The 13,147-nt window shown below is 73.4% G+C and carries 10 protein-coding genes and 1 riboswitch; of the genes, 4 read left to right on the plus strand and 6 right to left on the minus strand.

The window, feature by feature from the left end; genetic code table 11:
* Positions 1–60 precede the first annotated feature (60 nt).
* Together Q6969_RS07010 and Q6969_RS07015 are read right to left on the minus strand one after the other, a co-directional pair.
* Positions 61–717 carry an ECF transporter S component gene (locus Q6969_RS07010; protein ID WP_317229789.1) on the minus strand — a complete coding sequence of 219 codons (657 nt, stop codon included), beginning with the start codon at positions 715–717 and terminating at the stop codon, positions 61–63.
* 33 nt (positions 718–750) lie between these two features.
* A riboswitch (TPP riboswitch) is annotated at positions 751–861 on the minus strand.
* A gap of 142 nt (positions 862–1,003) precedes the next feature.
* On the minus strand, positions 1,004–1,336 hold the full coding sequence (locus tag Q6969_RS07015; RefSeq protein ID WP_317229790.1) for a hypothetical protein: 333 nt from the start codon (positions 1,334–1,336) through the stop codon (positions 1,004–1,006).
* A 200-nt stretch (positions 1,337–1,536) separates the two neighbouring features.
* Here Q6969_RS07015 and glgX point away from each other — a divergent pair, with 200 nt between their 5' ends.
* The 4 genes from glgX to Q6969_RS07035 all read left to right on the plus strand — a co-directional run bounded on the left by glgX (position 1,537) and on the right by Q6969_RS07035 (position 9,382).
* Positions 1,537–3,741 carry a glycogen debranching protein GlgX gene (gene glgX, locus Q6969_RS07020; RefSeq protein ID WP_317229791.1) on the plus strand — a complete coding sequence of 735 codons (2,205 nt, stop codon included), beginning with the start codon at positions 1,537–1,539 and terminating at the stop codon, positions 3,739–3,741.
* A complete protein-coding gene (gene treY / locus Q6969_RS07025) occupies positions 3,738–6,083 on the plus strand; it encodes a malto-oligosyltrehalose synthase (protein WP_317229792.1) in 2,346 nt (781 codons plus the stop codon). Before glgX ends, treY begins: the two co-directional genes overlap by 4 nt.
* A gap of 2 nt (positions 6,084–6,085) precedes the next feature.
* Positions 6,086–7,888 carry a malto-oligosyltrehalose trehalohydrolase gene (gene treZ, locus Q6969_RS07030; protein ID WP_317229793.1) on the plus strand — a complete coding sequence of 601 codons (1,803 nt, stop codon included), beginning with the start codon at positions 6,086–6,088 and terminating at the stop codon, positions 7,886–7,888.
* A 180-nt stretch (positions 7,889–8,068) separates the two neighbouring features.
* Positions 8,069–9,382, plus strand: coding sequence for a UDP-glucose/GDP-mannose dehydrogenase family protein (locus Q6969_RS07035; RefSeq protein ID WP_317229794.1), 1,314 nt, complete (start codon positions 8,069–8,071; stop codon positions 9,380–9,382).
* A gap of 86 nt (positions 9,383–9,468) precedes the next feature.
* Here the strand turns inward: Q6969_RS07035 and Q6969_RS07040 are convergent, their stop codons facing one another.
* The 4 genes from Q6969_RS07040 to Q6969_RS07055 all read right to left on the minus strand — a co-directional run.
* On the minus strand, positions 9,469–9,777 hold the full coding sequence (locus Q6969_RS07040; protein ID WP_317229795.1) for a DUF4190 domain-containing protein: 309 nt from the start codon (positions 9,775–9,777) through the stop codon (positions 9,469–9,471).
* A gap of 248 nt (positions 9,778–10,025) precedes the next feature.
* The gene (locus Q6969_RS07045) at positions 10,026–11,318 is read right to left on the minus strand and encodes a DNA polymerase IV (RefSeq protein WP_317229796.1); all 1,293 of its coding nucleotides are present in this window, start codon (positions 11,316–11,318) and stop codon (positions 10,026–10,028) included.
* 67 nt (positions 11,319–11,385) lie between these two features.
* Positions 11,386–12,381 (minus strand): oxygenase MpaB family protein, encoded by a 996-nt coding sequence (locus tag Q6969_RS07050; protein ID WP_317229797.1) that lies wholly within the window; start codon positions 12,379–12,381, stop codon positions 11,386–11,388.
* 117 nt (positions 12,382–12,498) lie between these two features.
* On the minus strand, positions 12,499–13,147 hold a 649-nt coding region (locus tag Q6969_RS07055; RefSeq protein ID WP_317229798.1), incomplete at its 5' end, for a DUF1697 domain-containing protein.

Below are 13,147 nucleotides of genomic sequence, written 5' to 3' on the forward strand. Positions count from 1 at the left end.
GCACCGCGTCCGCCCGGGGGACGCGGGATGCCGAGGGTCCCCGGACCGGCCGCCGCACGGTCAGACGCGGGCCGCGGTGTCGCGGCCCGAGGCGAAGCGCGAGAGCGCGCCCGTGCGCGCGAGCGCGCGGGCGACCAGCCACGAGAGGAGACCCGCGACGACCGCGCCGGAGACCAGCGCCGCGACCGTGTAGACCGTGGCGAACACGGCCGACGAGCCCGGGTAGTAGGTGATGAGGTCGGTGATCGCCATGGCCAGCCCCGCGCCCATGCCGGCGAGGACGGCCACGTAGGCGCGCCAGTTCGCGTACAGGAAGACGAGGAGGACGAGCTCGGCGCCGAGGCCCTGGGTGAGGCCGGACAGCAGGGTGCCGACGCCCCACACGTTGCCGACCAGCATGGAGACGAACGCCGCGAGCAGCTCGCCGTAGAGGGCGGCGCCGGGCTTCCGGATCACGATGCCCGTGAGGACCCCGGCGAACAGCCAGCCGCCTCCCGCGAGCGCCTGCAGGCCCGGGAGGAGGGGCTCGAAGAAGCCGCCGATCGGCACGGAGGCCGTGTTCCAGAGGACGAAGACGAGCCCGGAGGCCACGCCGAGGACGCTGGCCACGACGATGTCGATGACGCGCCATCGGGAGCGGAGGCCCGAGCGGGGAGCGCGGGTCCCGTCGGCCGGGGAGGCGGAGGCGGGTGCGGTGGTCGGGGATGATGCGGTCACTGTCGTGCCCTTCTAGGTGGAGGGAGAGGGCACGGGTAGAGAAAGGAAACCTCCCTGCGCTGGCATGATCCAGATCAGGTTCGACGGTCGAAGATTGGGGATCTTCCTCTCAGCCCGGCTCACCGGACTCCCGTGTTCCCGCCGAGCATAGCGCCCGCGCGACCCGTCGCGGCGGCACCGTCCGCCGGGCGCGGACCGGGCCGCGCGGACCGGGCCGCGCGGGGCTGGACGCACGGGAGCGCGGGCACCCGAGGGCACCCGCGCTCCGCGGTGGTCGTGCGGTCGGCTACTTCAGCGTCTTGATGAGCTTGACCAGGACCTTGCCGGAGATCCAGATGACGGGGGTGGCCACGGCGAGCAGCGCGATGACGTTCGGCTGGAAGCGGACCTCGCCGTCGGTGGCGATGTAGGCGCCGAGCGGCCAGGTGGCGCCGCCGCCACCGCCGCCGCCGGCGACGTTGCCGTCGGAGTCGGGGAGGTCGCTGCCCCCGCCGAAGCCGTACCAGGCGAATGCCACGGGCACGATGGTCGAGCCGTCGATGTCGAGGGGGTCGCCGTAGACCGTCCCCACTCCGGCGTTCTTCACGTTCTCTGCGAGCTGTGCGACGAGGTTGGTCATGCGTCCCACCGTACCCCGCGGGACGCGCGGGATGCGGGTCGATCCGGGTCCTCACGGTACCCTCGCCCCTGGTGCGTCGCTGCGTCGCATCCGGCCCTCCCCGCCGCTGCGGCCGATGCGGATCCACCGCCTGCCCCGCCCCCGACGGATCGCGCCCCCGCGCGCCGTCGGCGGACGAGTCGACCCAACTGGAGGACCACTTGCACACCTGGCCCGGAAACCCCTATCCGCTCGGCGCGACCTTCGACGGGAGCGGCACCAACTTCGCGCTCTTCAGCGAGGTCGCCGAGGCGGTGCAGCTGTGCCTCGTCGACGAGGACGGCACCGAGACCCGCGTGGACGTCACCGAGGTCGACGCGCACGTCTGGCACTGCTACCTCCCGCACGTGCAGCCGGGACAGCGCTACGGCTACCGCGTCACCGCGCCGTACGAGCCGGAGGCCGGCCACCGCTCGAACCCGGCGAAGCTCCTCCTCGACCCGTACGCGAAGGCCACCTGCGGCGAGTTCGACTGGCACCCGTCGCTGTTCGCCTACGAGTTCGGCGACCCGGACAGCCGCAACGACGAGGACTCGGGCCCGCACATGATGCTCGGCGTCGTGGTCAACCCGTTCTTCGACTGGGACGGCGACCGCCTGCCCCGCACGCCCTACAGCGAGTCCGTCGTCTACGAGGCGCACGTCAAGGGCCTCACGCAGCTGAACCCGCGGGTGCCCGAGGAGCTGCGCGGCACCTACGCCGGCATCGCGCACCCCGCCGTCATCGACCACCTGCAGCACCTCGGCATCACCGCGATCGAGCTGATGCCCGTGCACCAGTTCGTGCAGGACAACACCCTGCTCGAGAAGGGGCTCCGGAACTACTGGGGCTACAACACCATCGGGTTCTTCGCCCCGCACAACGCCTACTCGTCCACCGGCGAGCTCGGGCAGCAGGTGCAGGAGTTCAAGTCCATGGTGCGCGCGCTGCACGCGGCGGGGATCGAGGTCATCCTGGACGTCGTCTACAACCACACGGCCGAGGGCAACCACCTCGGGCCCACCCTCTCCTTCAAGGGCATCGACAACCAGGCCTACTACCGGCTCATGGAGGACGACCCGACCTACTACATGGACTACACGGGCACCGGCAACTCCCTGAACGTCCGGCACCCGCACTCGCTGCAGCTGATCATGGACTCGCTGCGCTACTGGGTCACCGAGATGCACGTCGACGGCTTCCGCTTCGACCTGGCCTCGGCCCTCGCCCGCGAGTTCTACGACGTCGACAAGCTCGCCACCTTCTTCGAGCTCGTGCAGCAGGACCCGGTGGTGTCGCAGGTCAAGCTCATCGCCGAGCCCTGGGACGTGGGCCCCGGCGGATACCAGGTGGGCAACTTCCCGCCGCAGTGGACCGAGTGGAACGGCAAGTACCGCGACACCGTGCGCGACTTCTGGCGCGGCGAGGCCTCCTCGCTCGGGGAGTTCGCCGCCCGCATCACGGGATCCGCTGACCTGTACGAGCACTCGGGCCGCCGACCGGTCGCGTCCATCAACTTCATCACCGCGCACGACGGCTTCACGATCGCCGACCTCGTCAGCTACGACGAGAAGCACAACGAGGCCAACGGGGAGGGCAACGCCGACGGCGAGAGCCACAACCGCTCCTGGAACATGGGCGTCGAGGGGCCGACGGACGACCCGGCCGTCCTCACGCTGCGGGGCCGACAGCAGCGCAACATGCTCGCGACGATGATCCTGTCGCAGGGCGTGCCGATGATCCTGCACGGCGACGAGCTCGGCCGCACCCAGCAGGGCAACAACAACACGTACGCGCAGGACAACGAGATCAGCTGGGTGCACTGGGACCAGGCCGACCAGCCGCTCGCGGAGTTCACGGCGTCGGTCGTGCGGCTCCGCAAGGAGCACCCGACCTTCCGCCGCGGGCGCTTCTTCGACGGGCGTCCCGTGCGTCGCGGCGAGGGCGAGCCGCTGCCCGACATCGTGTGGCTCGACGCCGACGCGACGCCCATGTCGGACGACGACTGGGGGTCCGGCCTCCGCGCCATCGGGATGTTCCTCAACGGCAACGGGATCCGCGGGCGCGACCGCCGTGGCGAGGACATCTACGACACGCACTTCCTGCTCTACTTCAACGCCCACGACGCCCCCGTCGCGTTCACGCTCCCGTCGGACGAGTACGCGGACGCCTGGGAGACCGTGATCGACACCGCGGGCGTCGGAGCCGACTCGACGGCCCTCCGCGCGAGTAGCGTCGTCGATGTGCAGGCCAAGGCCCTCGTGGTGCTCCGTGCCTACACGGAGCCCGAGGTGGAGCCCGACCACTCGGTCGCGGCGAGCCTCGCCGTCCTCACCCACGCGCAGGCCGACCGGCCCGCCGCAGAACCAAGGAGCGACATCAGTTGAGAACCCCCATCTCCACCTACCGGTTCCAGGTGCGGGAGTCCTTCGACCTCGCCGCGGTCGCCGACCAGCTGCAGTACGTGAAGGACCTCGGGGCGGACTGGGTGTACCTGAGCCCCATCCTCACGGCGGAGCCCGGATCCGACCACGGCTACGACGTCGTCGACCACTCGCAGGTCGACCCTGCGCGCGGCGGCGCGGCGGGCATGGCGGCCGTGGCGGCCCGCGCGCACGAGCTCGGCCTCGGCGTGCTCGTCGACATCGTCCCGAACCACGTCGGCGTCGCCACCCCCGTCGAGAGCCTCTGGTGGTGGGACCTGCTCACGCACGGCACCGCGAGCCGCTACGCGGACGCGTTCGACGTGGACTGGGACTTCGGCGGCGGCAAGGTCCGCATCCCCGTCCTCGGGGACGGCGACGACGAGCTCGACCGCCTCACGCTCGTCCGCGGCGACGACGGCACCGTGGAGCTGCGCTACTACGACACCCGCTACCCCGTGGCCCCCGGCACCGCCGAGGACGACGCGGACGCGCGGACCGTGCACGCGCGCCAGTCCTACGAGCTGGTCAACTGGCGCCGCGCGGACGCCGAGCTCAACTACCGCCGCTTCTTCGCGGTCAACACGCTCGCCGGGATCCGCGTCGAGCTGCCGCACGTGTTCGAGGAGTCGCACGCGGAGATCTCCCGCTGGTTCCGGGAGGGGCTCGCCGACGGCCTGCGCGTCGACCACCCGGACGGCCTGCTCGACCCCAAGGCGTACCTGGACGACCTCGCGCGCATCACCGACGGCGCCTACGTTCTCGTCGAGAAGATCCTCGAGCCCGGCGAGGCGCTCCCCACCGACTGGGCGACCGCCGGAACGACGGGCTACGACGCGCTGGCCGAGATCGACCGCGTGCTCGTCGACCCCGACGGCCAGGTCGAGCTCGACCACCTCGACGCGTCGCTCCGCGGCCTCCCCCAAGGCGAGGTCGTCAGCTGGGCCGACATGATCCGCGGGACCAAGCGCGGCATCGCCGACGGGATCCTCCGGAGCGAGGTGCTCCGCCTCGAGCGCCTCGTGGAGGACGCCCCCGCGGACGCCGCCGACGCGATCGCGGAGCTGCTCGCCACCTTCCCCGTCTACCGCAGCTACCTCCCCGGCGGCCTCGCGCACCTGGAGCAGGCGGCCGACGCCGCCCGCGCCAGTCGACCCGACCTCGCCGGCACCATCGACGCGCTCATGCCGCAGCTCTCGGACCCCGCCACGGCCGTCGCCCAGCGCTTCCAGCAGACGAGCGGCATGGTCATGGCGAAGGGCGTCGAGGACACCGCGTTCTACCGCTACTCCCGCCTCGTGTCCCTCAACGAGGTCGGCGCCGACCCGTCGATCTTCGCGATCGGCGTCGACGACTTCCACGCACGCCAGCAGGAGCGGCACCGCATCGCGCCGCACGCCATGACCACGCTGTCCACGCACGACACGAAGCGCGGCGAGGACGTCCGCGCCCGGATCGACGTGCTGTCCGAGGCGCCCGAGGCCTGGCGCGAGGCCCTCGAGCAGCTCCGCGAGGTCGCGCCGACCGGTGACGGGCCGTTCGAGAACCTGCTGTGGCAGACCCTCGTCGGCACCTGGCCCGCCTCCCGCGAGCGCCTGCACGCGTACGCCGAGAAGGCGTCCCGCGAGGCGGGCGACTCCACCATGTGGACCGCGCCGGACGAGGCCTTCGAGGAGCGCATGCACGCGCTCGTCGACTCGGCCTTCGACGACCCGCGCGCCCGCAGCGTCGTGGCCGGCCTCTACGACCGGCTGTCCGGCCCCGGCTGGTCGAACGCGCTGGCGGCGAAGGCGATCCAGCTGACGGCCCCGGGCATGCCCGACGTGTACCAGGGCAGCGAGCTGTGGGAGACGAGCCTCGTGGACCCGGACAACCGCCGCGAGGTCGACTTCGGCATGCGCCGCGCCGCCCTCGACGCGGTCCTCGCGGGCGCCGAGCCCGCGATCGACGAGACGGGGGCCGCCAAGCTCCTCGTCACGGCCCGCGCGCTGCGCCTCCGACGCGACCACCCGGAGCTCTTCTCGGGCTACGAGCCCCTGCACGCGACGGGCGACGCCGCGGCCCACGTCATCGCGTTCGACCGCGGCGGCGCGATCACCGTCGCGACCCGCCTCCCCGTGGGACTCGAGACCGGCGGCGGGTGGGGCGCGACCGCGCTCGCGCTGCCGGAGGGCGACCTCGTCGACCACGTCAGCGGACGCCGCCTGCAGGGCGGTCGCGTCTCCGTCGCGGCGCTCCTCGCCGACTACCCCGTCGCGATCCTCGCGCCCGCATCCACCGCCGCCGACCTCACCTCCGGGAGCTGAGCATGACCGACGACCGCTTCGACATCTGGGCCCCGAAGGCCCGCACCCTCGCCCTGTCCGTGGGCGACGAGCGCCTGCCGCTCTCCCCCGTGGGCGACGGGTGGTGGACCCTCGACGCCGAGCGCGCCGAGGCCCTGCCCTCCGGCGACCTCGACTACGGCTACCTCGTGGACGACGCCGACACCGCCGTGCCGGACCCCCGCTCGCGACGCCAGCCGGACGGCGTCCACGGACGCTCGCGCACCTACGACCCCTCGACCTTCGCGTGGACGGACCAGGCGTGGACCGGCCGCCGCCTCGCCGGGGCCGTCATCTACGAGATGCACATCGGGACGTTCACGCCCGAGGGCACGCTCGACTCCGCCATCGACCGGCTCGACCACCTCGTCGCGCTCGGCGTGGACCTCGTGGAGGTCCTCCCGGTCAACGGCTTCAACGGCACGCACAACTGGGGCTACGACGGGGTGCTCTGGTACGCCGTCCAGGAGACGTACGGCGGCCCCGAGGCCTACCAGCGGTTCGTCGACGCGTGCCACGCCCGCGGTCTGGGCGTGGTCCAGGACGTGGTCTACAACCACCTCGGCCCCTCGGGCAACTACCTGCCCGAGTTCGGCCCGTACCTGCACGAGGCCTCGGCCAACACCTGGGGGTCCAGCCTCAACCTCGACGGCGAGGACTCCGGTCCCGTCCGCGAGTACATCATCGACAACGCGCTGATGTGGCTCGGCGACTACCACGTGGACGCGCTGCGCCTCGACGCGGTGCACGCGCTCGTGGACCACACCGCGACGCACCTCCTCGAGGAGCTCGCGGTGCAGGTCGACGTCCTGGCGGCGCACGTCGGGCGGCCGCTCACACTCATCGCGGAGTCCGACCTCAACGACCCGAAGCTGATCACCTCGCGCGAGGCGCACGGCTACGGCCTCGACGCGCAGTGGAGCGACGACTTCCACCACGCGGTCCACGTGGCGCTCACGGGCGAGACGACCGGCTACTACGAGGACTTCGCCTCCCTGGGCGCCCTCGCCAAGGTGCTCACGCGCGGGTTCTTCCACGACGGCACGTGGTCGTCGTTCCGGGGCCGCGTCCACGGGCGGCCGCTCGACACCGAGCGGATCCCGACGCACCGCCTCGTGGTCGCGAACCAGAACCACGACCAGATCGGCAACCGCGCCACGGGCGACCGACTCACGGCGACGCTCGACGAGGGCGGACTGGCGCTGGCCGCGGTGCTCACGCTCACGTCGCCCTTCACGCCCATGCTCTTCATGGGCGAGGAGTGGGGCGCCACCACCCCGTGGCAGTTCTTCACGTCGCACCCGGAGCACGACCTCGGCGAGGCGACCGCGAAGGGCCGCATCGAGGAGTTCGCGAAGATGGGCTGGGACGAGTCCGTCGTGCCGAACCCGCAGGACCCCTCGACGTTCGAGGACTCGAAGCTCGACTGGGCCGAGCTCTACGGGACGGAGGCGGCCGACTCGCGCCACGCGCGCCTGTTCGCGCTCTACAGCGAGCTCATCCGCCTCCGCCGGGCGCACCCCGACCTCACCGACCCCCGGTTCGCCGAGGTCGAGGTCGAGGTGCACGAGGAGGCGCGACTGCTCGTCATGGACCGCGGCGAGCTCTCCATCGTGGTGAACCTCTCCGACGAGGAGCGCCGCGTGCCCGTGGTGGGCGAGCGGCCCGCGCTGCTGCTCGCGACGGCGCCCGGCGTCGCCCTCGGCGACGACGAGGTGGTCCTGCCGGCGCGCACGGCCGCGATCCTCGGCCCGGTGGCGGACTCCTCGGAGGCGCTGCTCGCCTGATCGCCGCGGGGAGGAGGGGCGGCCGATGCCGCGCCACCTCCCCGCGTCCGGACGCGTCGGCGCGCGCCCGGACGACCTCTCCCTGCATGCTAGGTTCGAGCTGGCCGGGGCTGGGGGGCACGCCGACGATGTTCCCGCGCGTCGGTATGCGGCATCCCCCTTCGACGAAATGGACTTCCCGTGCGCATATCTGTCATCGGCTGCGGCTACCTCGGAGCCGTCCACGCGGCGAGCATGAGCCGCCTGGGCCACGAGGTCGTCGCGGTCGACGTGGACGCCGCCAAGGTCGCCGCGCTCCAGTCCGGCGTCGCGCCGTTCTTCGAGCCCGGGCTGCCGGAGCTGCTCACCGAGCAGCTCGCCACGGGCCGCCTCCGCTTCACGACCGACATCGCCGAGGCCGCCGGCGCACGCGTGCACTTCGTCGCCGTCGGGACGCCCCAGCGACGCGGGGAGAACGCGGCGGACCTCACGTACGTCGACGCGGCGATCGACGCGCTGCTCCCCCACCTCGCCGAGGGCGACGTCATCGCGGGCAAGTCCACCGTGCCCGTCGGCACCGCGCGCCGTCTGGCCGAGCGCGTGCAGGAGCGCGTGCCCGGCGCGATCCTCATGTGGAACCCCGAGTTCCTGCGCGAGGGCTTCGCCATCGAGGACACGCTCACCCCCGACCGCTTCGTCTACGGCCTCCCCGCGGGCGAGGCCGGCGAGACCGCCCGCGCGGCGCTCGACGAGGTGTACGCGACGGCGCTCGGCACCGGCACCGCGCGGGTCACGACCGACTACGAGACGGCGGAGCTGGTGAAGGTGTCCGCCAACGCGTTCCTCGCCACGAAGATCTCCTTCATCAACGCCATGGCCGAGGTCTGCGAGGCCACCGGCGCCGACGTGACGCAGCTCGCGGACGCGATCGGCTACGACGACCGCATCGGACGCCGCTTCCTCAACGCCGGCATCGGCTTCGGCGGCGGCTGCCTCCCGAAGGACATCCGGGCGTTCATGGCCCGCGCGGGCGAGCTCGGCGCCGACCAGGCGCTGACGTTCCTGCGCGAGGTGGACTCCATCAACATGCGCCGCCGCGTGCGCGCCGTCGACGTCGCCCGCGAGGTCTGCGGCGGATCCCTGCTCGGCCGCAACGTGGCCGTGCTCGGCCTCGCCTTCAAGCCCGAGTCGGACGACGTGCGCGACTCGCCGGCGCTCAGCATCTCCGCGCAGCTCCAGCTGCAGGGCGCCCGCGTGCTCGCGACGGACCCCTACGCGAACGAGAACTCACGCCGCCGGTTCCCGGAGCTCACCTACGTCGACACGTGGCAGGAGGCGGCACGCGACGCCGACGTCGTCATGCTGCTCACCGAGTGGAAGCAGTACCGCGCCATCGACCCGGCGGAGCTCAAGGCCATCGTGTCGACGCCGGTCATCGTCGACGGCCGCAACTGCCTCGACCCGATCGCGTGGCGCGCGGCGGGCTGGCGCTACCGGGGCATGGGCCGGCCCTAGCGCCCCGCAGTCCGGGCAATGCCGCCGGACGGCGTCCGGGGTCACGCCGCAGATGCGGCCTCGCGAGGGACGTCCGGCCGCGGACGTCAGCCGCCGGACGTCGCCGCGGCGCCGAAGACCGCGGCGCCGGCGGCCAGCAGGAACACGAGCACGACCACGGGGATCAGCAGCAGGATGCCGTTGAGGATCAGGCCCGCGACCGCGAACCCGCGTCCGGCCGGCTCCCGTCGGATGCCCACGATGCCGAGGACGAGGCCCACGATGGGGCAGAGGAACGTCCAGAAGAAGACGACCGAGACCAGGCCGATGACCATCGACGCGACGCTGAGGCCCTTCGGCGGCGCGGCCGCGTAGACCGGTTGGCCCCAGGCCGCGTACGCGGGGGCGGGAGGCACCGGTGCCGGCGCCAGGCCGTACGGCGCGGGTGCCGATCCGTACGGCGCGGGTGCCGAACCGGACGGCGCGGGTGCCGACGCCGAGCCGTCCGGCGCGGGTGCCGGTCGCACGGCCGGGGGCTGAGGCCCCGGTGCAGGCGCGGGCACGTCCGGCAGCGCCGTCTCGGGCTCGACGTGCCCCGTGCGCGGGGCGGATGCGGATCGGTCGTCGGGAACGGGAGCGGCGGGATCGGTCATCGTGGTCCTCGTCAGTCGGGCGGGTGTCCCGGGAGGGTACCGCGGGCGGCCGCCTCGGTGCGAGGATCCGACACCGTCGCGCCCCTCGACCCGGGACGGCGGAGCAGCGACGCCGGCCCGATGGCCCCGCGGCCGAAGCGCTGGGCGGCCTGGTCGACCGTGCGCTCGGCCTCGCGCCAGCCCTCGTCGACGTCCCACAGCGCCACGGGGCGGCTGTCGGCGTCGTCGAGCTGCTCGGCGCGCACCCCCACGAGGCGGACCCTGTCCCCCGGCCGGGCGACCTGCTCGTACACGTCACGGATCTCGTCGTAGATGCGCCGGGCCACGTCCGTGGGCTCGGACAGCGTGCGCGAGCGCGTGATGGTGCGGAAGTCGGAGTACCGGAGCTTGAGCGAGACGGTGCGCGCGGTGAGGCCGGCCCTCCGCAGTCGCTCGGCGACGCGCGTGGCCTGCCCGAGGAGCTCCCGCCGAACGATCTCCGGGTCGGTCACGTCGTCGTGGAACGTGTTCTCGTGGCCCATGCTCTTCTCCTCGCGGTGCGTGCTCACGCGGCGGGGGTCGCGGCCCCAGGAGAGGTCGTGCAGGCGGGCGCCGGCGGACTCGCCGAGCATCGACTGCAGGGCGGGCAGGGGCGTGTCGGCGATGTCCGCGACGGTGCGGAGACCCCGCCGCACGAGCGCCTCCTCCGTCGTCCTCCCGACGCCCCAGAGCGCGCCGACGGGCAGCGCGTGGAGGAACGGCAGCGTCTCTGCCGCGGGGACGACCAGCAGCCCGTCGGGCTTGCAGCGCGTGCTCGCGAGCTTGGCGACGAACTTGGTGGACGCCGCGCCGACGGAGCAGGTGAGGCCCGTCTCCGCGTGCACGCGGCGTCGGATCATCGCGCCGATCTCGGCGGGCGGGCCGAACAGCCCCCGGGCGCCCGCGACGTCGAGGAACGCCTCGTCGATGCTGAGCGGCTCGACGAGCGGCGTGACGTCGCGGAAGATGCCCATGACGACCTTCGACCAGTGCGCGTACTTCTCCATGTGCCCGCCGATGACGGTCGCCTGGGGGCAGAGCCGGAGGGCCTGCGCCATGGGCATGGCGGACCGGACGCCGAACCGCCGGGCCTCGTACGTGGCGCTCGTGACCACGCCGCGACCGGAGGACCCGCCGACGATGACGGGCGTGCCCCGCAGCTCGGGGCGGTCGAGCAGCTCGACGGCCGCGAAGAAGGCGTCCATGTCGACGTGCAGGATGGTGGCCTCGGAGTCGTCCGCGCTCGCGTCGGACGTGCGCCGGGTCGATCCGTCCTGCCTGCTCATGTCGTGTCCACGCTAGCCGTGCCCTCCGACATCCGACGCCGCGCGGGCCTCGCGGAGCGCGGGCCGCTCAGGCCGCGGGCCGCTCCCGGTGGCCCGCGTCGTCGCCCCGACCCGGATGCGGGTCGGCGGGGGCCGAGCCGGAGGTCGCGGGCTCGTCGGCGAGCCGCGCGATGCGCTTCAGGGCGGCCTCGTGGCTGGTGGACTGCTCTCCCATGACCCGCCCGGCGACGCCGAGCATCACGCGGGTCGAGGCGAGGGCCGGCAGCGGGAAGGGGCCGAACGACGCCCGGTCGAGGCCGAGGAGCTCCCGGTAGCGCGGTTCCAGCGACGCCACGGCGCCGGCGAAGAGGACCCGGTAGGCCGGGAGCATCGAGGCGCGCAGAGGCGGCTCGCGGAGGAACGAGATCGTCTCCCGGGTGCGCTCGTCGGCACGGAGGAGGCCCTGGTCGTGGAAGGCGTCGATCTGCGCGTGCAGCTCCGCGTGGGAGCGCGGCGGCGCCTCGACGCCCATCAGCTCGCCGGCCTTGGCCCACTCGGCGACGTACCGGTCGGGACCGCCGGGGATCGGGGGCCCCCACTGCAGGTGCGTGCTGAGGAAGGCGTCGGTGAAGACGATGTGGACCCAGGACAGGAGGTCGGGGTCGTTGGCGCTGTAGGGGCGCTCGACGCCGCGCCCGTCGACGAAGGTGCCCTGCACCTTGCGGTGGTACCCGCGGACGCGGCGGCTGACGTCGACCGCCGTGTCGCGGTCGCCGAACGAGGTGGTCACCACCCAGCGGACCGTGCCGGCGAGCCGGCCGAGCGGGTCCTCCCGGTAGCGCGACCAGTCGTGCACGCCCGCCATGGCGCCGGGGTGGAGCGTCTGCATGAGGAGGGCGCGGATCCCGGCGACGAGCGACGGCATGCCGCCGTGCACGGCCCAGACGGCGGACCCGGGGCCGAACCAGCCCTCGTCCTCGCCCTGCTCCAGGTCCTGGATCCACTGGGGCCGGCCCTCGGAGTCCGCGGAGAACGTCTCCAGGATGTGGGACTTCCAGCGCTCCGCGAATCTGCTCACGTCCACGAACCTATCCCTAGGTCCGCGCCGTGAGGAGGCCACCGCGCCCGCGATGCCCGCGGGGGCCATGACGGCTCTCTGGACGCCACCCCCGTGCGGGGGGCGCGGTCCCGGACGGGGTCGTCACGCATCGAGGAGCGCCACCAGCGCGGCCACCGTGCGGGCGTTCCGCGCCGTGACGGACACTCCCAGCCCCCGCCAGAAGGACGCGGGCACCCGCGACCGGGAGACGCCGTCGGGGTGCCAGGAGTAGACGGCGTCCGGCGCGACCTCGACGAGGTCGGGGGCGATCTCGTCGGCGGGCGGCGCGGGCGGCGACGGCCGCTGCGGCCGGTCGAGGAACGACACGATGAGCCGGGAGGGATCGTCCGCGATCCCCGCGAACGGGATGCCCGCGGCGATCCGCCGGAAGTCGTCGGCGGCGACCAGGTGCACGTCGGCGGTGACGCCGGTGGCGAGCCGCACGGCGTCCTCGATCGCGACCGCCGCCCCCCGTCCGGGAGGCCGGTCGTGGTCCACCACCGCGTTGCCGCTGCGCAGGTGCGTCCGGACGCCCCGGTACCCGAGGCCCTCGAGGGCCGCGGTCAGGTCCGCCATGGGCACCTGCTTCGCCCGCCCGACGTTGATCCCGCGCAGCAGCACGACCGTCCGCTCCACGTGCCACCCGCTCCCCGCGGCTCCGTCGCCGTCCGCACCAGTGTGCCCCGCGCGGGCCGCGAGCGGTACGGCCGGGGCTCCGGCGGACGGGCCGCCCGCGTCCGCGCCGCCCTCC

Source organism: Clavibacter sp. MX14-G9D (assembly GCF_032917815.1).
Taxonomy (GTDB): Bacteria; Actinomycetota; Actinomycetes; order Actinomycetales; family Microbacteriaceae; genus Clavibacter; species Clavibacter michiganensis_K.